The organism is Caldicellulosiruptor sp. DIB 104C, assembly GCF_028198085.1.
Classification (GTDB): Bacteria; Bacillota; Thermoanaerobacteria; order Caldicellulosiruptorales; family Caldicellulosiruptoraceae; genus Caldicellulosiruptor; species Caldicellulosiruptor saccharolyticus.
This window is the reverse complement of sequence record NZ_CP116337.1, coordinates 643233-664854: the sequence shown is the minus strand read 5'-3', so window position 1 is coordinate 664854 and position 21622 is coordinate 643233. Positions and strand designations below refer to the sequence as shown.

Below are 21622 nucleotides of genomic sequence, written 5' to 3'. Positions count from 1 at the left end.
GCTTTTATGGAATCTTGCATGTCTGTGACCTCTTCAGGTCTTTCGTCAATCAGAAGAACAATTAAATGCAAATCATCATAGTTTGTCAAAATACTATTTGCTATTTTCTTTAAAAGTGTTGTTTTACCAGCTTTTGGTGGAGCTACAATAAGACCTCTCTGGCCTCTTCCAATTGGAGCAATCAAGTCAATTAGTCTTACTGCCAAATCGTTCGGCTCTTTTTTGTTTTCCAAAACAATTCTTCTATTTGGGAAAATTGGAGTCAAGTCTTCAAAAGGTGTGCGTTTTGCAACCTCTTCAGGTTTCATGTCATTGACGCTTTGGACGTACAAAAGCCCTGCAAATTTTTCATTTTCCTTGGGTAGTCTAATTGGACCTCTTATCTTGTCACCTGTTTTGAGATTGAATTTTCTGATTTGAGATGGTGAGACATAGATATCGTTTGGTCCTGGCATAAATGAGTCGTCTCTTAGAAAACCGTAGCCACCACCGCCACCTGGCTCATATATAATCTCCAAAACTCCTTCACCTATGCCACCTATCTCAACTTTACCTTCAAGTTCTTTTAATTCTGGTGGAATTTCAATAACCATTTTATCCTCTTTTTTTTCTTCTTTTTTTTCCTTCAGCTCTATGATTTTCTTTTCCTCTTCTCTTTTTTCCTCTGCCTCAGCAACTTCTTTAGGTTCTTGTTCCTCTTTGGGTGCCTTCCTTTCTCCCTCTTGCCCTTGTTCTTGCACCTGTGTTTCTATTTCAGACGGCACTGCTTCGACTTTGTTAGATTCTTCTTTACTTTCTATTTCTTCAATTAACTGTTTATTTTGAGCATCAAGCGCTACAGTTTCCTGTTGCTGAAGCATTTCACTTTTTTTCTTTCTTCCTCTTCTGCCTTTTTCTTTTTTCTCTATACCTTCTAATATTTGTGCATCTTGTGGTGTTGTACCAATAAACTCTTTAATTGCTTCTATAAGCTGATTCTTTTTGAGCAAAGAATATTTTTGAATACCAAGACTTTTAGCAATCTCTCGAAGTTCAATGATCGACTTTCCTTTTAAAAACTCATCAACCGAATTAGGCACTCTTTTCCCTCCTTCTAATAATATTAGAATTTTTTCTTGCATTTATACACTATTAACTTCTGTCTGGGGAAGTTAATCTCAAGAGATGAAGGCCAATCTGACATATTTTATTTTAAAAGTATAACATTATATTGTCAATAGCAGATTTTTAAATTTGAATTAAAATTAATACAAAAACAAAAAACCCCGAACGCTCTATAAGTTGCATTCGGGCAAGTACTTGAATTTTATACGCTTATTTTTCATCATAGCCGTTTGGATGTGTCGAGTGCCATTTCCATGCAGTTGAAATTATAACCTCTAAGCTATTGTACTTTTGCTCCCAGCCAAGCACTTCCTGTGCTTTTTTGGATGATGCAACTAAAATTGAAGGGTCTCCTGGTCTTCTCTGTCCAATCTCATATGGAATCTTTTTCCCAACAACCTCATTTGCTTTTTCAATTACCTCCATTACAGAAAAGCCCAATCCGTTTCCAAGATTAAATATATCGCTTTTATTATATTTTTCCAGATATTCTAATGCTTTTAGGTGCGCATCACACAAATCAAGAACATGTATATAATCTCTTATACATGTGCCATCTTTTGTGTTATAGTCATTGCCGTACACAGTGACCTTTTCGCGCATACCAAGTGCTACTTGAAGAACTATTGGTATCAAATGAGTTTCAGGGTTGTGGTCCTCACCAATAATTCCATCTGGATGAGCACCGGCTACATTGAAGTATCTGAGTGACACAAATTTTAAACCATATGCTGTGTCCATCCATTTTAACATTTTCTCAATTGCAAGTTTTGTCTCACCGTAAGGGTTTGTTGGCTCAGTTTTGTCTGTCTCAAGTATAGGAATGTTTTCTGGCTCTCCATATACTGCTGCTGTTGATGAGAATACAAGTTTTTTAACATTGTGCTTTATCATTGTATCTACAAGATTGAGTGTGCCATAGACATTGTTATAGTAATACTTTATTGGATTTTGTACACTTTCACCAACTAAGGAAGATGCTGCAAAATGAATTACTGCTGAAATTTCATTTTCAGAAAAGACTTTATCTAAAAACTCCTTGTCTTTCAAATCACCCTTGTAGAACTTTCCACCAAGTACCGCTTTCGAATGACCCTTTTCGAGATTGTCAATTACAACAACGTCATACCCTCTTTCAAGCAAAAGCCAAACCATATGGCTTCCTATATATCCTGCTCCACCCGTAACAAGAATCATCTTAGTCCCAACCTTTCCTTTATTATTTTAAATTTCTATCTCTCTTGCTCCATCGTCAATGTCAAAGATGTAAAAGTCAGGCTTTAAAGAAGTTTTTTGATAATAATTCTCTCCAACCTTTTTTATAAACTCATCAATAGCATCCTTGTGAACAATTGAAACTGTACAGCCGCCAAAACCAGCACCTGTCATGCGACTGCCAATCACCCCGTCTATCTCGAGAGCTTCTTCAAAAAGTGTGTCAAGCTCAAACCCGGTCACTTCATAGTCATCACGTAAAGATATATGAGAGTCTATCATGAGCTTTCCAAAACTGACAAGGTCGCCTTTTTCTAACACCTCTACTGACTTTAATACCCTGTCATTTTCATAAACAACATGTCTTACCCTTTTCAAGATGGTTTCATTTTCAATTAAGTTTTTATACTTTTCAAATGTGTCTCTATCCAGCTCGCCAAGGCAGGAAATTGTAAGCTTTTTTTGCAACATTTTAAGTCCTTTTTCACACTCTTCTCTTCTTTCATTGTATTTTGAGCTGGCAAGACTTCTTTTCTTATTTGTATTACTAACAACAATCTTGTAATCACCAAGCTTTAAAGGTACATACTTGTACTCCATAGTCCTTGTGTTTAAGAAAATTGCATGGTCTTTTTTACCAAGGCTTGATGCAAACTGGTCCATAATTCCACAGTTTACACCAACAAATCTATTTTCAGCTCGTTGGCAAATAAAACTTAAAGCTACCTTATCAATGGGTTTTTCATTAAAAATCGAATAGATTGCAATACCAGTTGCACACTCAATTGCTGCAGAAGAAGAAAGCCCAGCACCGTGTGGAACTGTGTCATGAAAGAGCATATCAGCACCACCAACATTATAGCCTGAGTTCATAAGCTCTTTTATAACACCAAGTTGATAATTCCCCCACTTGATAGACTTGTAGCTATCTATATTCTCAATATCAGCTTCAACAAGCTCTTTTAAATCTGTTGCATAAAGTCTTATTTTGCTGTCATCTCTTTTTCTAATCAAAATGGTTGTGCCCACATTGAGCGCTGCAGGGAAAACATACCCACCATTGTAGTCTGTGTGCTCGCCAATCAGGTTTACTCTTCCGCTTGAAAAAAAGCACCTTATCTTTTCATCCGTCTTACCATAAACCTCTTCGAACACCTTCAAAAGATCTTTGATTTCCATTTTTATTTGCCTCCTTGCATCTTGTCCAAAAATCTCTTGTACGCCTGTCTTAACTCTTCTGCCTTTTCTTCGGGCGATGTTGTATTGCACGGCGCCCATGCGCCTGTCTCGCTTGATGCATTGAACTTTTGTTTGTCTTTTGAACGCATCGGCGGATAAAATTCAACGTGAAAATGATAGAAGCTTGAATAGTCCTTGTCAACATTTACAGGTAGCTGATGAAAACACATCATATACGGAAATTGATAGTCAAACAAGCTGTCAAGTGTGCCTGTAGTTTCTTTCAAAATCTTTGCAAAACTGTTCTTTTCGTCATCTGTAAATTCTGATATTGTTCTAACATGGCGTTTTGGTGAGATAAACACACCGTATGGATACTCTGTAAAGAAAGGAAGGTATGTCACAAAGTGATCATTTTCGATTATTACTCTTTTCTTAAATTCCATCTCCTCTTTGTCAATTCTACAAATTAGGCACTCATTGTAAGAATTGTAGTGCAACTCAGCACTCTCAAGTTCGCGCAAAATCTTTAGTGGAATCCACGAATAGCCGTATATCTGCCCGTGTGGATGTGGCATTGTAACACCCACAACCTCGCCTCTGTTTTCAAAGATGAATATAAACTTTATATTTGGATCTTTTTTCAAGGCTTCAAACCTTTCAACCCACAAGTCTACAAGCTTTCGAATATGCTGAACGCTCAGCTCAGGTAATGTTATTGTATGATTTGGTGAGTACAAAATGACCTCACACTTTCCATAAGCAGGAGCCACTTTATAAAAATTGGTTGCCACAGGATCAGGTTCTGGTGGATTTTGCATTAGTGCCGGAAAATCATTGTCATACTCTAAAACGTCGTAAGTTTCTGGTACTCTGCCAGAACCAGGACAAAAAGGACACCAATCTTTCGGCATTTGAGGTCTTTCTTGCCTGTGTGATGCAATCATCACCCAGTCGCGTAAAAGTGGGTTCCATCTTAGTTCTGCCATCTTTTCTCCCCCCATGTTTTTAAATTATTTTTTAGCTTTTCTTCTATTTTCATTCTAAAAAAAAAGAAGTGCAATTTAAATGCACTTCTTTTTTATGTATTAGCATTTTTTTTAGATATATCGTAAATATATTTATCCTTTTTGTAATTCAACGGCGACACTCCAAATTTTTTCTTAAAAAGTCTGCTAAAATAATTCTGATCTTCTATCCCAACCATTTTTGAAATCTCTCCAATTGGAAGGTCTGTTGTCTCAATGAGTTCTTTTGATTTCTTCAGTCTTATGTTAATAAGATACTCCTTAAATGTTATCCCAAGCTGTTTTTTAAAAAGATAACTCAAGTATGTCGGTGACAGATACACCATCTTTGCCAAATCATCTAATGTTATATCTTCCATATAGTGGTTTTTGATGTATTCGATTATCTTTTCAATTGACGACAGTGAAGATATTCTGATCATCTCAGAGTCTAAGATGTACTTTGCAACAATGTGCATCATGTCGAGTACACTTTGTAGCTTTTCATGGTCTATATGAGTAAGGTTAAAAAAACTTCTTCTTGCAGCTTCAATATCAAGTGGCTGGTCTTTTATTTTTTCAAAAACTTCCTGCCACTTCTCTTCAGTTGGGGGCTCTAACAAAATCTGTCCTATAAAAAGTGCACCTATATAGCTATTGTTGAAAAAAAGAGGTATTACAGCTTCAACAAGTCCCATGTGACACCTGTAAACATGTACACCTTTTTTCTTCTGGGCAGTCTGTGCACCGGCTAAATCAGAATTTCGGCATGCTTCACCATTTTGGTAATACTGCTTCATTAACATACAAAATCCACATGTGCCCTTTTTCTTATTCTCAACCCATTGATTGTCTGCTGTTAAGAAATTTGCCGATATTCCTGTGATATAAGAAAAGTTGTCCAAAACCGAAATCAAATCGTCATATTTGATAATCTCTTTGAAATCCATGCCAATTTAACACCCTTTATTATTTTTAGTCAATACAAACAATCTTAATACCATTCTCTGCCAAAACCCTTGCAGCAATTCCTGTACCGTCTACAAGCCTTCTTGAAAAGCTACCATCATACACCTTGCCAAAGCCACAAGAAGGACTTTTGGACTTTAAAAATGCAATGTCAGCGCCAAAAAACCTTGCCACTTTTAATGTTTCTATAGCTCCTTTATAAAAATTATCGGTAAAATCTCGGCCTTCTATATCAAGCACCTTACCATCTTTAATTTCACAAGGGTTTCTTGGGGTTGGAAGACCACCAAGCTGCTCAGGACAAACAGGTATCAAAATATACTCTTTTTTGAGTCTCTTTACTATCTCACTTCTCAAGTTATTTGTTCCATCATATTTCGTATTAAGCCCTATAAGGCAGCTACTTATAAGTGCAAACCTCATCTTTTCCCCTTCTCTTTTAAAATTGCTTCTTCCATAAATTTAACTATACTGTACTGAATCTGCTTTGCACCTATGCCTGTTTTTGCAGAGAATTGATAGAATAGATCCTTTTCAATTCCAAGTTCTTTCGAAATAAGCTCTGTGTTTTTTGTAAGTTCATTATTAGAAAGTTTATCGCATTTTGTCAAGACAATCATAATAGGAATCTCTTTCTTATCAAAAAAGCCAAGCATAATTTTGTCATCTTCTGTTGGAAGATGCCTTGAGTCAAGCAGCAAAACCGCAAGTTTTAGCTCTTCCCTTTCCAAAAGGTACTCTTCTATCATATCCTTCCATCTTTTCTTCTCCTCTTTTGAAACCTGAGCGTAACCATAGCCGGGAAGGTCGACAACTCTGAACTTGTTATCAATATTGAAAAAGTTTATTGTTCGTGTCTTGCCTGGTGTTGAGCCAACTTTTGCCAATTTGTCTTTAAAAATAGTATTTATAAACGAAGATTTTCCAACATTCGACCTTCCACAGATACACATCTCAGGCATCTTTATAGGTGGATAGTCATCCTTTTTGACAGCAATTTTCTCAAGCTTTGCATTTGACAGGTTTATCTTCAAATTCTCTTTTAACCCCCCTTTACTTCTTTATTGCAATTTTAAACACCTCATCTATTGCCTTGACAAAAACGAAGTTCATGTCCTTTTTAACATAGTCTTCTAGCTCGTCTACATCCTTTTTATTCTCATAGGGTAAAATCACATTTTTAATTCCAACTCTTTTTGCAGCCAAGATTTTCTCCTTCACACCACCAATTGGCAAAACTCTTCCACTTAAAGTAATCTCTCCTGTCATTGCAACGTCATGTCTTACAGGTTTTTTAGAAAGAGCTGAGACCATTGCGGTCGCCATAGTAACCCCAGCAGACGGTCCATCTTTTGGTATAGCACCTTCTGGCACATGAATATGAATATCACATTCTTTATAAAAATTCTCATCTATTCCGAGCTCTTTTGCACGTGCACGGATGATACTAACTGCTGCTTTTGCCGACTCCTTCATCACATCACCAAGTTGGCCGGTAAGCTCAAGTTTACCGTTTCCTGGCATAACCAGCGCTTCAACAAAAAGTGTCTCACCGCCAAAAGGTGTCCATGCAAGGCCTGTTACAATTCCTATTCTGTCTTCTTCAATTAGTTCATCTCTTCTGTATTTCCTTACACCCAGATATTTCTCCAAGTTCTTTGTGGTAACCCTAACCATTTTTTTGTTCTCTTCCAAAATTTCTTTTGCAACACGCCTGCAAAGCCTTGCAATCTCTCTTTCTAAGTTTCTAACACCTGACTCTCTTGTATAGAAGGATATTACATCACGAATCACAGCTTCATCATATCTAATTTGAGACTTCTTAAGTCCATTTTGCTCTATCTGCTTAGGGAACAAATATCTTTTTGCAATCTCCACCTTCTCTTCTTCAGTATAACCTGTAATTTCAATGACTTCAAGCCTGTCAAGAAGAGGCCTTGGAATTGTCTCAAGTGTGTTTGCTGTTGCAATAAACATCACTTCTGACAAATCAAATGGAATTTCAATATAATGGTCACGGAATGCATAGTTTTGCTCACTGTCAAGTACTTCTAAAAGGGCTGATGCAGGGTCACCTCTAAAATCATGCGACATCTTGTCAATCTCATCTAAAAGTATCAGCGGATTTTTTGTCTTTGCCTGCCGAAGAGCATAGATAATTCTCCCTGGCATAGCACCAACATATGTCTTTCTGTGTCCACGAATTTCTGCCTCATCCCTAAGACCACCAAGAGAGATTCGTACATAGTTTCTATTTAAGGCTCTTGCAATTGATTTTGCAATAGATGTTTTACCAACACCGGGCGGTCCAACTAAGCATAAAATAGGACCTTTTAGGTTATTTTTTAATTTCCTCACTGCGATATATTCAAGAATCCTCTCCTTGACCTTTACCAAACCATAGTGGTCCTCATCTAACACCTTCTTTACCACATTTATGTCAATTTTCTCTTCACTTTTTACATTCCACGGAAGTTCAACAATCCAATCCAAATATGTTCGGATAACTCCAACCTCAGGTGAGTTTGGTGGAAGCTTCTCAAGTCTATCTATCTCCTTGTAAACCTTTTGCAGGTTTTCGTTACTCAGGCCTAATTTTTGTACCTGTTCTCTGTACTCTTGTGCTTCTGAAAAGAGACTATCTTTTTCGCCAAGCTCGCTCTGGATTGCTTTGAGCTGCTCTCTCAAGTAATATTCTTTTTGCATCTTGTCAATCTGTTTTTTAACCTTGAGGGTAATCTTTCTCTCTATTTCGATTATCTCTTTTTCTCTTAACATGAGCTCATATAGCTTTGTGAGCCTTTCTTTTAGGTCTACTTGTTCTAAAAGTAGTTGCTTGTCTTCAAGCTTGACAATTACATTCGCTGCAATAACATCAGCAAGCTGTCCAGGATTTTGAATTGTGGTAACAGATAAAATAGCATCAGGTGGAATTCTACTTGTTAGCCTTGCATACTCCTCAAATGCAGAAACTACGTTTCTTATAAGTGCTTCTAATTCAGGGTCGTCTAAATTACCACCGTTTTCTTTGTATTCTTCAACCTCTACCAAAAAGTATGGATCAACAGAAACATAGCCTATGACTTTTGCCCTGCTAAATCCTTCTACCAAAATTCTTGAAGTTTCGCTCGGAAGTTTTAACATTTGCTTAATCTTTGCAACTGTTCCATATTGATATAAATCTTCTGGGCTTGGCTCTTCCTGTTTTGGGTCTTTTTGAGCCAAAAGCAAAACCTGCTGGTCGCTGTTCATAGCTTCTTCTAAAGCTTTTAGCGAGATCTGCCTTCCAACATCAAAGTGAAGCATCATATATGGAAATACCACAAGTCCACGCAACGGTATAACTGGTATAGTTCTTTTGGTTACAGCAATCATCAACGCCTATCTGCCTCCGTTTTTAATTTTTGAATTTGAGGTGTATAATTATATTAAAAACCCAAAAAGGAGCTAAATTACAATGGAAAATCTATTAGATGAACTCATTCAAAATCCTATTATACCAGCTGTAAGAGATAAAGCAATACTTGAATCTGCATTAAATTCTAACTGTAAGGTCATTTTTCTTCTTCACTCTACTATTTTAACCATTAGGGATGAAATTAGTATGATAAAACAAAAAAATAAACTTGTCTTTGTCCACATTGACCTCATAGAAGGGGTGGGAAAAGACGAAAAAGGGATTGAATTTCTCAAAAGCATTGGTGCTGATGGTATTATATCAACAAGGCAAAACCTAATCAACCATGCTTTTTCACTTTCTCTTCCTTCTGTACAAAGAATATTTCTTATAGACTCACAATCAATATCTTCAGGACTTAAAATGATAGAAAACTCAAAACCAACATTTGTTGAAGTGCTGCCAGGTATTATACCAAAAGCGATTTATAAGCTTTCACAAAATACTCAAATTCCAATTATTGCGGGTGGAATGATTGAATCAAAAGAAGAAATATTGGAGGCATTGGGCGCTGGAGCTGTTGCAATATCAACAAGCAACAGTAATCTTTTTTCTCTTCTTTAAAAAGAACTTTTTTTTCTCACTTTTCTTGTTGCTATTACATCAGCACCAGTATCTAAAATATTCTTTACAACAACACTACCAACCTCAACTGGTGCTGTAACCTCTACTTTTCTTAAAATTACCATAGCCTCAAAAAGAAGTTTCTTCGGTATTGGCTTATTTGTTCTAACAGGCAAAAACTCAAACTCTCCATCTTTCACATGAATGGTTGTTGTGAGAATTCTTTTGGGCTGGGTAAACTCATCTTTTGCATACTCAAGCCCACGGCTACATCCATAACCTATATATTTTATTTCATTCCCTTCTTCTTTTTTCTCAATACTGCAGCCTTTTGGGCACAAAATACACGTAATTTTCTCCATCCACCCTCACATCTCCCTTTTTTTAGCTATTTATCATCTTCAAGCTTCAAGATTATATCCCCAGAAAAATCTATCTGGGATAATATTTTTTCTGACAAGGCGATGCTTTCCATCTCACCAGGTGAAAGGTACTGCTTTTTTATTTTCAAAAGTTCTTTGCCTGAATTTATAAGTAGAATTACTTTGTCGTGGTAAACATTGTTAACTCTAAATCTTAAAATTGTAGGTTCCAAAAAGTTCCTGTTCAAGTGCTGTGGTACAACATATCTGATACCATCTGATGCTATAATATTTGTTAGCTTTCCTTTTTGAAAAAGTTCTGGATTTTGGCAATAAAGTGCAGCGTACTTACCAGCAGTTTCAGCCTCTAAAGTTACATTATCAACAAGGTCGTGAATATGAAGAACATTCCCACATGCAAATATGCCGTGGGCAGTAGTAGAAAATGTGTTATCTACAAATGGTCCACCTGTTCTTTCATCTATCACTACCCCTGCTTTTTTGCTAAGCTCGTTTTCAGGAATCAGTCCGACAGAAAAAAGTACTGTGTCGCATTCAATAAACCTTTCAGTAGCCGGAATTTCTTTAAAATCTTTGTCAACAGCTGAGATAGTAACACCTTCAACCCTTTCCTTGCCGTGGATTTTTACTACTTTATGAGAAAGAAGAAGAGGAATACCAAAGTCTTCTAAACACTGGACAATGTTTCTTCTGAGCCCTGTTGAGTATGGCATTATCTCAACAACTGCTTTTACCTCAATTCCCTCTAATGTAAGCCTTCTTGCGATAATAAGGCCAATGTCCCCAGAGCCAACTATCACAGCTTTTTTGCCTATTTTATACCCTTCGATATTTATAAACCTCTGAGCCTGTCCTGCAGTAAAGATTCCTGCCGGGCGTGTACCTGGTATCTGCACTGCACCTCTTGTTCTTTCTCTTGCTCCCATTGCAAGCACAATTGCCCTTGCTTTGAACTTTTTAAGACCACGTTTGTTCACAATTATAACTTCTTTCTCAGGAGTTATATCTATTACATGTGTGTCTGTCAAGTACTCAATGCCGTTTTTCTCAACCAATTCAATAAACCTTTGAGCATATTCAGGTCCTGTTAATTCTTCTTTGAAATAGTGAAGACCAAAACCGGGGTGGATACACTGATTTAAAATCCCACCTAAAAAACTATCTCTTTCTATTATCAAAACCCTTTTATCATCTAAGTTTTCAAAACTCTTTAAGGCTGCTGCAAGCCCTGCAGGCCCACCACCTATGACTATTACACTATACTCATGCATATTAATTTCCCCACCTTTTCTCAATCAAAATATATGAATTTTTCCCAAATTTAGTTATCTGGGTTTTATCAACGTTAAGTTCTCTTGATAGAATATCAATTATGCGTGGTGTGCAAAATCCGCCCTGACACCTTCCCATACCTGCTCTTGTTCTTCTTTTGATGCCATCTATGGTCCTTGCACCTCTTTTTATTGCCTCAACTATCTCATATTCTGATACAAACTCACACCTGCAAACAATATTCCCAAAACTCGGAAATTTTTTAATCATCTCATTTCTTTCTTCCTCAGTAAGCTCTGAAAACCTTTTTATATCTTCTCTATAGGGGTTAAAATTGGATTTTTGTTTTGCATTTAATTTTTCTGCTATCATGCCGGCAACATACTTTCCTATTGCAACTGATGATGTCAGGCCAGGAGATTCAATCCCCGCAACATTTATGAAGTTTTTAACTCTCTCGTCCTCCTCGATTATAAAATCATGAGTATCAGGTGTTGCTCTGATACCTGAAAAGATTGTAATTACATCCTTTTTAGTTAAAGTCGGGACAACTCTTTTTGCCTTTTCAAAAACCTCATCAAGTCCTTCTTGAGTTGTTGATGTGTCGTCTTTGCACTCTATATACTCTGAATTTGGACCAAGAAGGACATTTCCATCTACAGTTGGTGTAACTAATACACCTTTGCCTTTTTCTGTTGGCACTTGGAATATAACTCTTTTGACAATTTCCTTCTCAGGCTTATCTAATATAAAGTACTGTCCTCGACGCGGGTAAATTGTAAACTTTCTTGCACCTGCCATCTTGCTTATTTCATCTGCATGTACACCTGCACAGTTTACAAGAATTCGAGTCTTTAGCAGCCTCTTGTCTTGGAAATAGATAATAAAATATCCATTTTGTGTATCTACTCTGCACACCTTAAAGCCAAAATAGACCTTGGCACCGTTTTGGATGGCATTTTCATAAAGTGCAATTGTGAGCTTATATGGATTTGTAATTCCCGAATATGGCGCAAAAAGGGCAGCTCTAATCTCTCTGTTCAAATTTGGCTCATTTTCTAAAACCCATGATTTTCCCTTTATCTCAAGCCCTTTCACACCATTTCGTTTGCCTCTTTGCAAAAGCTCTTCTAAGATATTTATCTCTTTTTCATCAAATGCAACAACCAATGACCCAATCATCTTATACTCAACATCAAGCTGCTTGCAGACCTCTTCAAACATTCTATTTCCTTCAACATTGAACTTTGCCTTGTTTGTACCTTCAATAGGGTCATATCCGGCATGCACAATACCAGAGTTTGCTTTTGATGCACCTTCTGCAACATCTTCCATTGCTTCAACACAGGCAATTTTCAAATCGTAAAATGAAAGCTCTCTTAAAATTGACATACCAACAACTCCAGCTCCAATGACAATAACATCATAGATTTTATCCATTTTTCAGCCACCCTTTTTAAAATTTAGTAAATAAAAAAGCCTGCCAACAGCCCCTTTCTCAAAAGAAGCTGTTCACAGGCTTCTCCACATCTCTTGCCAATACTATTTTAAGACAGTTGAACTAAAAAATCAACAGAAATTTTCAAAAGCCCATTACAAACTCTATGTCTGGTCCATGCTTGTCAGGACATTATCAAAATAATTTATACTGCACTTTTTTCCGTCCCAATGAATGCAAACATCACAGCTCATATCACCTTTGTGAGAGTAACCACCATCGTTAAACTCTGGACACAATTTTGCAACTGCTCTTTGCTGTTCCTTGCTTGCCATGTTTTTTATCACCCCTGGCTTGGTCTTAAAATACTTTCTATAATAAATAACTTTTCCTGTGAAGATGGTCTTTTATACGTCTTTAACACAAAATATGTGCTATAATTTATCTTAAAGCACAAATAGTATCTTACCGTGAAGGAGGCCTTGAAAATGAGCAAATTTTTCATGCCAACAAAGGTCATATTTGAAAAAGATGGTGTTTTGAAAAATAAAGATCTTTTCAGGCTCGGTAAAAAAGCTTTCATCGTGACATCTCCATCTTCTCTGATGAACGGCTCTTTAGAAGATGTAACAACTGTATTAAAGGAACTTTCAATTGAATATTCAATATACAGCAAAATTGCTCAGAACCCAAGCGTAGAACAGATAGATGAAGTTTCAAAATTGGCAAGAGAGTTTTCCCCAGACTTTATAATTGGAATTGGTGGAGGTTCTCCTCTTGACTCATCAAAGGCAGTGGCAGTGCTGTGTGCTGAAAAAAATCTAAAAGCTCAGGACCTTTTTGACTCAAAATTTGAAAAGTGCTTACCTATAGTTGCAATACCAACAACATGTGGTACAGGAAGCGAGGTTACTCCATATTCTATTTTGACTTTGAAAACCATTGAAAATAAAAAGAGTTTTGCATCAGAATTAATATTCCCTAAAATCGCTATAGTCGATTATAAATATCTCACCACTCTCCCTCACAACGTCATTGTAAACACCCTCTTTGATGCTCTTTCTCATGTAATAGAAGGTTACCTTTCAAAATCCTCAAACCATATAATTGAAGCTTACGCTAAAAAAGCCTTGAGCCTGTTTGCAAGTTCAAAAGGTAATCTAAAAGAGAACGCTCTAAAAGAAACTGACCTTGAAAAGTTTGCATGGATATCATTGATTGGGGGAATAATTATTGCACAGACAGGTACTTTAATTGTTCATCCTTTAGGTTACAACCTTACTTATTACCATGACATCCCACACGGAAGAGCCAATGCAATCTTACTTTCAAGCTTTTTGAGGCTTGAGAGCAAATATTTAAAAGAAGAAGTAAGCTTTGTTTTAAACAACATGGGCTTTGAAAGCATAGATGAATTTTCTGAGTTTGTAAGATTTTTTGTTAAAGACTCTATTCCAAAATTACCAGGTGACAGAATAGAATATTATGCAAAAAGAGCACTTGAGTCTAAAAATGTAGCAAATTTAAGACATGCAGTCTCGCTTGATGAAATGGTAGATGTTTTGAAATCTTCGGTTGAGTAGTCAAAAATAAATTCATAGTTATACAATCGATTTACAGGGGTATAATATAATCAAGAAAATTATTCTTGTAAAGGAGATGTTCGAATGGCAAAGCTACTGTATATAAAGGCTAATCCAAAGAGCGACCAAAGTTCAAGAACATTTATAATCTCGGAACATTTTATAAAGGTATACAAAGAATTTCATCCAAATGACCAGATTATCACTTTAGACCTTTACAAAGAAGGAATTCATTTTCTTACTCAAGAGGACATCAACGATATCTTCGCTCCAAAGACTGAGGCATCAAAGCATCACCCTATTTTGAAGTATGCCTATCAGTTTGCCAATGCTGACAAGTACGTATTTGCAGCACCTATGTGGAATTTGGGCATTCCTGCAATCCTCAAGGCATATATAGACTATATCACAGTCTCTGGAATAACCTTTAAATACACAGAACAAGGGGCTGTGGGGCTTCTTCGTGGCAAAAAAGCAGTTCATATCATGGCAACAGGCGGAGAGTACAAAACACCTCCATTTTCGGACTTTGAGATGGCAAACAGGTACCTGAAAACAATTTTGGGTTTTATGGGAGTTGAGGATTTTCAGACAATAACAGCTCAGCGGCTTGACATCGTAGGTGAGGATGTAGAAAAGATTATCTCAAATGCGTTGAAAGAGGCTGAGGAGATAGCAAAAAGATTTTAAAAAGAAAATTTTGGGGACAGATTAAAACAGGGGCTGTCAAAAAAATAATTTGATAGCCCCTTTCTTGCAATACAAAGTGTTCGTTTATTTCATACTTTGATACAGTAATTAGATTTAACATTATTTTTATTTCCCATATGAAACTGTCATCCCTGTTACAAAAGTATTCTTTTTTTCAAATATTTTTCGCACCTTTTTCTCTCTTAAATCATACTCAAAAACAGCACTTGGATAAGCTTCAATCCCTTCACCAAACATCATTCTCTTTACATCTTTAGGAATACCGATAAACCAGAGTTTTTTCCCATCATTACTTAAATAACCTGCTATCGGAGAGGAAAACTCCTCAACAGATGTATCTTTTATTTTTTTTAGCATACTTTCAGTTAGTATTGGTACTATTACTTTTGACTTCAGATCTAACTTGTATATGCCCGTTTCTCCCTTTTTTCTGGTAGAGTTTAGATAAATATTGGTTGCACTAAAAGTAATAATATTACTCTTTGGTACAAAACCTAAAGCTCCAATTGATCCTGCTTTGAGTTCAGTAATTTTCGTATATTTTTGATTTTTTAAATCAATGATGTAAAAAGTATGTTTTATTGAATCAACAGAGGAATTATCCTCATACATCTTTTTCTCATCCTTATATGAATAAGCAACAGTCAAAATGTGATTACTATCAATCACCTCAATTTCGTCAAATGCCATATCAGAATTTATAGGTTTTACCATTTGAGCTTTTTTCTTTTCAACATCAAAAATCCATATTCTTGGTATTGGAGAACTCAATCCAACTCTTGATACACATATTTTCAAAGGTTTTTCACTGAGAATTTCAATATCTATTTCTCCAGCTTGATCATTATTAGTAACTTGAAATACTTTTCGATTTTTCAAATTCTTCACAAACAACTCCCAAGGCCCAGTTCCAATTGCATCATCATACGCAAGCCATTCCTCATTTGTAGAAATATCTCCAAAGGTCATAACTTCCCTGTTTTTAAGAATTAGTTCTTCCTTTCTCTTTTTAGGTATAATCTTCCACATATGAGTCTTTCCATCTTTATCATATACTGAGATAAGTAACTTTTCCACTACCTCTTCTTTGCTGGCTCCCCCTTTATTATAAATTCCTAAAGATAAGGATAGTAGCAATAAAATTGCTACTATCCTTATTACATCTATTTTTAACTTTGAATAGGCCATTCTATTTTTCCCCTAAAAATTCCTTTACTTGGATTATGAATTTTTGAAAATGCTGTTTTTACCATATCCAATATTCTACCTTGCATATATGGACCTCTATCTAATATTTTTACTGTTGTGCTTTTGCCATTTTCAAGACTGGTTACCTTTACCCTTGTCCAAAATTTAATTGTCTTATGTGCAGCACTTTCGCTATCCAATATAACTCCTGCTGCTCCTTTTTTTCCTTCACCATTATACCATGAAATATAACCTGTTTCTGTATTCAACTTTATAGCACCCTGTTGCAAAATGTTATTACTATTTTCATCATCGTTTGCTTTATTTTCTATTTTTTCTGATTTACTATCATTAGTTTTGATTTCATCTAATTTCACTTCTTTTAAATCAATTTTCAAAGGTTCTTCTTGCCCCTGATGAATAACAACTGGTGCACCTAATGCGTCATATACAACTATCATTCCAGGCTCTACTTCAGGTAAATCCTCTTCAGGTAGCGGTTTACAATTTTCTGCTATTTTTTTGTCTTCTTTTGATAAAGAAACTAGATTATCACTGCCTTCAGACAAAATAATTAATTTTCCATTTTCATCAAATGTAATAATCGTGCCTGGTTTCATATAAGAGGGTATTTTATTATGGCTTTTATCTATTTCGTTACTATTCAAAGCCGTTGCAGCTAAAGAATTCCAACTACTTAACACTAAAAGCAAAACTGAACAAAAAGCAATGATTTTGTCAAAGTTCATTCTAAACATTTTTTTGGTAAACATTTACTATCCACCTCCCATTTTATTTTGCATCCCTTCATGAGCGCTCATGAAAAGGTGAACGCCGTTGGACTAAAATAAAAACTTCATTTTGAAATAACATCATAACTTACAATACCGCCCTTTACCTGAAATAATAGCTCAACCTTTTTATTTTTTAGCCTATAAATATTAGTATCAAAAATTTTATTAGGTACAAATGACTGATAGTTTCTGTCAATAAAATAAATTGCTTTATCATTTCCATATATCGGCCAATAGACATTAATGTCTTTTGGCACATCATTCACAATTTCCAATTTTCCAGTATTAAGGTCAAGAATAACCGGCTTTGACTTAAACGGATCATTTATAGTAGAATAATCTCCAAATCCTCTATATTCTGGCTCACCCTGTGTAAATAAATATTTATCTTCTGATACAAAACATCCCGGTGAGTTGCTCAAACCTGTGTTTTCAGTAAATTCTTTTTTCGTACCACTTTTTAAATCAATTGCAGAAATCCATACATATGGTGGTTCAGCAGGAGTCCTTGATTGTAATACAATCCATTTATTGATTCTGTTTATTGCTGTAAAATATATTATTCTATATACTTCTTTCACAGAAAAATTGCCAATCTTCTCAGATAAAAGTTTTTTCTTTGTTTTGTTCAACAAATCAAACATAACAAGAGATACAGCCAACTCATTTTCTTTATTATCATACTCACCACACACTATATATCTACTATCAGAGGAAATAGAGGGACAGCAAAATTTACCTTCTGCTATACGTGTTAATAAAAATTCATTGTTATCTTCATCTCTTACTTTATTTTTATTCCTCAAAAGATACAACGCTTTACTTGTCGCTATTACAAATTCTTCTTTTTCTTTATTTACGCTGATATATTCTATTCTTTCATTTAATTTTTGCCGATACACCTCTTTTCTGGTTTTATAATTAACAACAATTATTTCTTTCAGGTCGTTTGTGTAAGCTATATGATTTTTTCCCCATGCAAAAAATCGACGTGGAAAAAGCGTAAAATTTTTATCAATCTCACTATCTGCTGTTTTAAATTTGAATAACAAATTGTCATTTCCACGGCTATCAATTACTCTTCCTTCCAATGTTCTTCCATAAATTTCATTGATGTTTTCATTTCCTAATATTCTTACATATCCAATTTTTACAATATTTTGACGGCTGTAAATTATTAAAAATCCAACTAAAAGTATCCCAGCAAAACAAGCTATTACAGCAAATAGTTTGGGCACAAGCAATTTTTTTTTTAACTTCATTCTTTTTTGCTCCTTTCATTTTTTTAATAAAAATTCTCTGATACAAACACTTATTATAACTGTCTTGCTGACAATTGAACCTATGTCTTTTTGTCTATAATAAAATCCCCCTTGTGGCAAATTTTTGATAAAGCCACAAGGAGGTATTTTGATTTGATAACATACATATTAACTACGGACACTGATACGCACCATATGAACCTTCTACCTCAGACTTGCTTCGTGCACGATGGATAACTCGATCATAACCTCCAGTTGTACTTTCATATACTATATAGTTGCCAGAAGCATCCTTTTGATAAAACAGCATAACATGACCACTGTTACATAAAGCATCTCCTTGTTGCAAGGCACTAAAACTGATACTTTTACAGTATCTCATTATATCATAAGTACTCCATTTATAAGGCAACATCCAGCATTTACTAACAAAACCCGAGCAATCGACCCCAGTTGTTCCTCCTACATAACCACTACTACTTGTATAAACATTTCCTGCAGCATAACCCTCATTAATTTTTTGCCCAAACTCTGATAAAGAATCTCCTCCACCCCAACAATATGGAACCTGATAATAGTAAGTATTATATGAGGTTATAAAACATGGTCTTTTCCACAAATTAGGATTTGCTACTTTTGAACCATCAAAATTCTGTTTTGAACAATACCATTTGTAATTATTGTACTGGTAAGCAATAGACATAATTTGGTTTCTATTTAGACTTGAGGTACTTATATATTTAGTTTGCTCATTAACTGAATATCACTGTTTTTGTTCTCAATTAAGTTTTTTTCACTTCCCAATGATTCTTTATATTTGATATACTGATCATTTGTCATCCACGAATCAACTTCTAATACATAAACATTCTTTTCACAGGGCACCAATACAAAGACGTCATTCCCTTCAAGTACTGCATCACGTATCGGGAAATAATATTTACCATCTGGAATCTTAACAAGTCCTTCAATATTCTGTGTTTTTGAATTTAACTTGACTATCCATTCACCGTAATCGTTAGTTATCTTCCAAAACTGAATAAAACCTCTTCTACCAATATATTCATAAGCACAATTTTCATTAACAAACCATCTTGGAAATTCAAAAGCATCACCTGTATCTATGCTTGCTTTACAAGCAGAAGCGTTTACTTTGCTTACACTTCCATCAGAAGAAAATACTCCTTCTCTTTCTTCTGCTACATATAATTTGTTTTTGTTGATATCCTTAGCTAAAAAACACGTTTTCATTTTATCACCAGAAAGCACAACAAATGGACCGTTATCATTTACATCAAACTTGTAAAACGGCTCTAATCTCAGCTCTTTATTTGTTGAGATATCAACTACTCCATTATTTATTGTAATTAAAGTATTTGTACCAGCATTAAACAAATATATTTTTCCTTCTTTATCTACTGCCATACCGTGAATCCATTGTTCATTTGGTATATTAATTCTTCTAATCAAATTACCATTTTCTTTGCTGTATACGAGTACTCTGTGATGAACATTATCCAGAACATAAACTTTATCACCTTTTACATCAAAAGCATTAGGACCTTCATGTGAACCATATCCTATAATGCCAGTATATTCAATGCCATCTACCGAAACAGGAATATTTACTATCGTTTTGAAGTTTGGAAAATCAGTTTTTTGAACAGCAGAAACTGAAATTGCAGCAGTTTTATGAGTTGAAAAATAGAAAATGCTTACTATCATTAAAGTAAGTGTAATTAAAAATGATAAAATCTTTTTGTGGTTTTTCATATTCCCATTCCTCCTACCTATTTTATTTTGCATCCCTTCATGGGCGCCCATGAGAGGTTGATGCCATTGTAAACTATAACCTCTCAAGAAATAATTTTAATCATATACAGGTCTAATACCAAATAGCAAATCAACCTGGTGGTATATAAACTATATTATTTTGATAAGACATTGTATAAATTGTTATATCTATTAATATCCACCTTACTATCTTTGCCTAAATTCTACATTGGTAATTTTATTTTGTCAAACGCGTTTTTTACTTTTTTTAATCAATTTTTTAGCATTTTTCAGCTGTAAGCTCTCTCTTTTTTCAAATATCTTTAAATCCCTTGAATTTTCTTACATTTCCATGTAAATAAAAAGCTGCCACCTTTCCGGTAGCAGCTTTCTAATTATCTTTAGGTCACTTTTAAACTATATCCCTTTTTACCCTCATCAAACTATTGAACAAAAACGGCAAAAGGAAAAATGCAAGCAGAACAAGACCTATCACAACACAGATTGAAACCTGCATTAATGTCAAAATCCCAGATGGCAGCATTGCCGCAAATGTGCCGGCTAAAATTATCACCGCGGATGTTACAACATGACCAATGTTTGCTGAGGTAAGTCTCAGTGCTTTGTTTATCTCCAAGTCTTTATATTCATAAAATCTTATCAGCAAGAACACACTGCAGTTTATTCTAAAGTATACTTTTCCTTTCCTTCTCTATCCATTTATCCTTAAATACAATCATATTATGACATAGAGCCTAATTTTTGTTCCTTTACGTATCTATACATTTTATCAAATTTACCCATAAAATTATATTACAAAAAAAGAAAAAATCGCCTTTATTTTTACAAAGGGACTTTTGTAGATTGCTGAAATAAAAATAACCTGCAAATCTTTGAAAATAAAGGATTGCAGGCTATTTAAGCTTAAGAAAAATTCTATAGCGAAAAAATACTCTGCTCACTTTCCCTGAGATTTTTGTTTTTTATTCAAAATTGTTCTATCGCCTTTTTACAGGTTCTTTTCTCCAATCAAAAGAGTCTTTAAAAATGTCTAATCTGTGACCATTAATTATAACTACATCATTATTTATCCATTTAACATCAGCTCTATCTTCCGGGTAATCCCAGTATATGTTTCTAATTTTTAAGCCACTTTTATAACACAGCTCTCCTCTAACTCCATATGCTGTTGTTGCACCACCATTGATTAAGTAAAATTTAATTTTATATTTTCCATCAGGGGATAAAGATTCACTTAAAAATTCGCCATGCGGAAGCATGTTCATATCAAAAAATCGCCAGCAGACAAATAAAGTAAATAATAATATGAGCATTAATATTGTCATCAATAATTTGATTAATATTCTTTTAAAAGAACCTTTGTTTACTTCAGCTGAACCATTAGATTTATAAACCTTGCTCATACCATGATATCCCTTTCCTAATTGCTTCTTGATCATTCGGATCATCAAAATAGCTATTACACCATGAAATTCTAAAATTGCCAGTTAATATTTAAACAAGTTTTTTAAATTCTTATTACTTATTTTATTTTGCATCCCTATCATGAGCACCCATGAGAGGTTGATGCCATTGTAAACTATAACCTCTCAAGAAATAATTTTAATCATATACAGGTCTAATACCAAATAGCAAATCAACCTGGTGGTATATAAACTATATTATTTTGATAAGACATTGTATAAATTGTTATATCTATTAA

General features: G+C 34.9%; 21 protein-coding genes and 1 pseudogene. 3 read left to right on the top strand and 19 right to left on the bottom strand.

What is annotated here, in order from left to right; all coding sequences use genetic code 11:
• The 8 genes from PGC14_RS03115 to lon all read right to left on the bottom strand — a co-directional run.
• Positions 1-1079, bottom strand: a 1079-nt coding sequence (locus PGC14_RS03115) for a Rho termination factor N-terminal domain-containing protein (RefSeq protein ID WP_271629495.1), incomplete at its 3' end; no start/stop codon positions are given.
• 235 nt (positions 1080-1314) lie between these two features.
• The gene (gene galE, locus PGC14_RS03110; protein WP_011917040.1) at positions 1315-2301 is read right to left on the bottom strand and encodes a UDP-glucose 4-epimerase GalE; all 987 of its coding nucleotides are present in this window, start codon (positions 2299-2301) and stop codon (positions 1315-1317) included.
• A 27-nt stretch (positions 2302-2328) separates the two neighbouring features.
• The gene (locus tag PGC14_RS03105; protein ID WP_039765616.1) at positions 2329-3498 is read right to left on the bottom strand and encodes a galactokinase; all 1170 of its coding nucleotides are present in this window, start codon (positions 3496-3498) and stop codon (positions 2329-2331) included.
• A gap of 2 nt (positions 3499-3500) precedes the next feature.
• Entirely contained in the window at positions 3501-4487 is a 987-nt protein-coding gene (galT, locus tag PGC14_RS03100) for a galactose-1-phosphate uridylyltransferase (RefSeq protein ID WP_271629494.1), read from the bottom strand.
• Positions 4488-4579: 92 nt separating this feature from the next.
• A complete protein-coding gene (locus tag PGC14_RS03095; RefSeq protein ID WP_271629493.1) occupies positions 4580-5455 on the bottom strand; it encodes a PocR ligand-binding domain-containing protein in 876 nt (291 codons plus the stop codon).
• Between the two features lie 25 nt (positions 5456-5480).
• Complete coding sequence (locus PGC14_RS03090; RefSeq protein WP_271629492.1) at positions 5481-5897, bottom strand: DUF523 domain-containing protein; 417 nt, start codon at positions 5895-5897, stop codon at positions 5481-5483.
• Complete coding sequence (yihA, locus tag PGC14_RS03085; protein WP_011917035.1) at positions 5894-6508, bottom strand: ribosome biogenesis GTP-binding protein YihA/YsxC; 615 nt, start codon at positions 6506-6508, stop codon at positions 5894-5896. The genes PGC14_RS03090 and yihA overlap by 4 nt, the downstream gene beginning before the upstream one ends.
• Before the next feature lie 19 nt (positions 6509-6527).
• The gene (gene lon, locus PGC14_RS03080) at positions 6528-8849 is read right to left on the bottom strand and encodes an endopeptidase La (protein WP_422653035.1); all 2322 of its coding nucleotides are present in this window, start codon (positions 8847-8849) and stop codon (positions 6528-6530) included.
• Between the two features lie 82 nt (positions 8850-8931).
• On the opposite strand from lon, the gene PGC14_RS03075 reads away from it, so the two are divergent.
• Positions 8932-9495: a glycerol-3-phosphate responsive antiterminator gene (locus PGC14_RS03075; protein WP_039765629.1), complete on the top strand. Its 564-nt coding sequence runs from the start codon at positions 8932-8934 to the stop codon at positions 9493-9495.
• Here PGC14_RS03075 and PGC14_RS03070 read toward each other — a convergent pair.
• The 4 genes from PGC14_RS03070 to PGC14_RS03055 all read right to left on the bottom strand — a co-directional run bounded on the left by PGC14_RS03070 (position 9492) and on the right by PGC14_RS03055 (position 12923).
• Positions 9492-9857, bottom strand: coding sequence for a DUF1667 domain-containing protein (locus PGC14_RS03070; RefSeq protein ID WP_039765630.1), 366 nt, complete (start codon positions 9855-9857; stop codon positions 9492-9494). The two genes, PGC14_RS03075 and PGC14_RS03070, sit on opposite strands and share 4 nt — an antisense overlap.
• A 26-nt stretch (positions 9858-9883) precedes the next feature.
• Complete coding sequence (locus PGC14_RS03065; RefSeq protein ID WP_271629490.1) at positions 9884-11149, bottom strand: NAD(P)/FAD-dependent oxidoreductase; 1266 nt, start codon at positions 11147-11149, stop codon at positions 9884-9886.
• Between the two features lies 1 nt (position 11150).
• Positions 11151-12590, bottom strand: a complete 1440-nt coding sequence (locus PGC14_RS03060) for an NAD(P)/FAD-dependent oxidoreductase (protein WP_271629489.1) — start codon at positions 12588-12590, stop codon at positions 11151-11153.
• A 162-nt stretch (positions 12591-12752) separates the two neighbouring features.
• Positions 12753-12923: a hypothetical protein gene (locus PGC14_RS03055; protein ID WP_193353819.1), complete on the bottom strand. Its 171-nt coding sequence runs from the start codon at positions 12921-12923 to the stop codon at positions 12753-12755.
• A 153-nt stretch (positions 12924-13076) separates the two neighbouring features.
• On the opposite strand from PGC14_RS03055, the gene PGC14_RS03050 reads away from it, so the two are divergent.
• Together PGC14_RS03050 and PGC14_RS03045 are read left to right on the top strand one after the other, a co-directional pair.
• Positions 13077-14171, top strand: a complete 1095-nt coding sequence (locus tag PGC14_RS03050) for an iron-containing alcohol dehydrogenase family protein (RefSeq protein ID WP_271629488.1) — start codon at positions 13077-13079, stop codon at positions 14169-14171.
• An 84-nt stretch (positions 14172-14255) separates the two neighbouring features.
• Complete coding sequence (locus tag PGC14_RS03045; protein ID WP_039765639.1) at positions 14256-14861, top strand: FMN-dependent NADH-azoreductase; 606 nt, start codon at positions 14256-14258, stop codon at positions 14859-14861.
• A gap of 126 nt (positions 14862-14987) precedes the next feature.
• Here PGC14_RS03045 and PGC14_RS03040 read toward each other — a convergent pair whose 3' ends face one another.
• The 7 genes and pseudogenes from PGC14_RS03040 to PGC14_RS03010 form a co-directional block, all read right to left on the bottom strand.
• A complete protein-coding gene (locus PGC14_RS03040; RefSeq protein WP_011917026.1) occupies positions 14988-16070 on the bottom strand; it encodes a hypothetical protein in 1083 nt (360 codons plus the stop codon).
• A complete protein-coding gene (locus tag PGC14_RS03035; RefSeq protein ID WP_271629487.1) occupies positions 16052-16843 on the bottom strand; it encodes a septal ring lytic transglycosylase RlpA family protein in 792 nt (263 codons plus the stop codon). The genes PGC14_RS03040 and PGC14_RS03035 overlap by 19 nt, the downstream gene beginning before the upstream one ends.
• An 83-nt stretch (positions 16844-16926) precedes the next feature.
• Positions 16927-18126, bottom strand: a complete 1200-nt coding sequence (locus PGC14_RS03030) for a hypothetical protein (protein ID WP_039765644.1) — start codon at positions 18124-18126, stop codon at positions 16927-16929.
• Positions 18127-18298: 172 nt separating this feature from the next.
• A complete protein-coding gene (locus tag PGC14_RS03025) occupies positions 18299-18829 on the bottom strand; it encodes a hypothetical protein (protein WP_218587324.1) in 531 nt (176 codons plus the stop codon).
• Between the two features lie 29 nt (positions 18830-18858).
• Complete coding sequence (locus PGC14_RS03020; protein WP_271629486.1) at positions 18859-19899, bottom strand: YncE family protein; 1041 nt, start codon at positions 19897-19899, stop codon at positions 18859-18861.
• Positions 19900-20311: 412 nt separating this feature from the next.
• Positions 20312-20584, bottom strand: a pseudogene (locus tag PGC14_RS03015) (MMPL family transporter); the annotation flags it as partial.
• A 313-nt stretch (positions 20585-20897) separates the two neighbouring features.
• Positions 20898-21323: a DUF5412 family protein gene (locus PGC14_RS03010; protein WP_271629484.1), complete on the bottom strand. Its 426-nt coding sequence runs from the start codon at positions 21321-21323 to the stop codon at positions 20898-20900.
• Between the last annotated feature and the right edge of the window lie 299 nt (positions 21324-21622).

What these genes read in the sequence shown, in the direction of transcription:
- PGC14_RS03050 (WP_271629488.1), top strand. Translation starts at nt 13,077, where the DNA reads ATGAGCAAATTTTTCATGCCAACAAAGGTCATATTTGAAAAAGATGGT.
- PGC14_RS03030 (WP_039765644.1), bottom strand. Translation starts at nt 18,126, where the DNA reads ATGAAGTTAAAAAAAAAATTGCTTGTGCCCAAACTATTTGCTGTAATA.
- PGC14_RS03020 (WP_271629486.1), bottom strand. Translation starts at nt 19,899, where the DNA reads ATGAAAAACCACAAAAAGATTTTATCATTTTTAATTACACTTACTTTA.
- PGC14_RS03095 (WP_271629493.1), bottom strand. Translation starts at nt 5,455, where the DNA reads ATGGATTTCAAAGAGATTATCAAATATGACGATTTGATTTCGGTTTTG.
- PGC14_RS03070 (WP_039765630.1), bottom strand. Translation starts at nt 9,857, where the DNA reads ATGGAGAAAATTACGTGTATTTTGTGCCCAAAAGGCTGCAGTATTGAG.
- PGC14_RS03035 (WP_271629487.1), bottom strand. Translation starts at nt 16,843, where the DNA reads ATGTTTACCAAAAAAATGTTTAGAATGAACTTTGACAAAATCATTGCT.
- galT (WP_271629494.1), bottom strand. Translation starts at nt 4,487, where the DNA reads ATGGCAGAACTAAGATGGAACCCACTTTTACGCGACTGGGTGATGATT.
- PGC14_RS03075 (WP_039765629.1), top strand. Translation starts at nt 8,932, where the DNA reads ATGGAAAATCTATTAGATGAACTCATTCAAAATCCTATTATACCAGCT.
- PGC14_RS03010 (WP_271629484.1), bottom strand. Translation starts at nt 21,323, where the DNA reads ATGAGCAAGGTTTATAAATCTAATGGTTCAGCTGAAGTAAACAAAGGT.
- lon (WP_422653035.1), bottom strand. Translation starts at nt 8,849, where the DNA reads ATGATTGCTGTAACCAAAAGAACTATACCAGTTATACCGTTGCGTGGA.
- PGC14_RS03090 (WP_271629492.1), bottom strand. Translation starts at nt 5,897, where the DNA reads ATGAGGTTTGCACTTATAAGTAGCTGCCTTATAGGGCTTAATACGAAA.
- PGC14_RS03040 (WP_011917026.1), bottom strand. Translation starts at nt 16,070, where the DNA reads ATGGCCTATTCAAAGTTAAAAATAGATGTAATAAGGATAGTAGCAATT.
- PGC14_RS03055 (WP_193353819.1), bottom strand. Translation starts at nt 12,923, where the DNA reads ATGGCAAGCAAGGAACAGCAAAGAGCAGTTGCAAAATTGTGTCCAGAG.
- PGC14_RS03105 (WP_039765616.1), bottom strand. Translation starts at nt 3,498, where the DNA reads ATGGAAATCAAAGATCTTTTGAAGGTGTTCGAAGAGGTTTATGGTAAG.
- PGC14_RS03065 (WP_271629490.1), bottom strand. Translation starts at nt 11,149, where the DNA reads ATGCATGAGTATAGTGTAATAGTCATAGGTGGTGGGCCTGCAGGGCTT.
- PGC14_RS03025 (WP_218587324.1), bottom strand. Translation starts at nt 18,829, where the DNA reads ATGTCTATTGCTTACCAGTACAATAATTACAAATGGTATTGTTCAAAA.
- galE (WP_011917040.1), bottom strand. Translation starts at nt 2,301, where the DNA reads ATGATTCTTGTTACGGGTGGAGCAGGATATATAGGAAGCCATATGGTT.
- PGC14_RS03045 (WP_039765639.1), top strand. Translation starts at nt 14,256, where the DNA reads ATGGCAAAGCTACTGTATATAAAGGCTAATCCAAAGAGCGACCAAAGT.
- PGC14_RS03060 (WP_271629489.1), bottom strand. Translation starts at nt 12,590, where the DNA reads ATGGATAAAATCTATGATGTTATTGTCATTGGAGCTGGAGTTGTTGGT.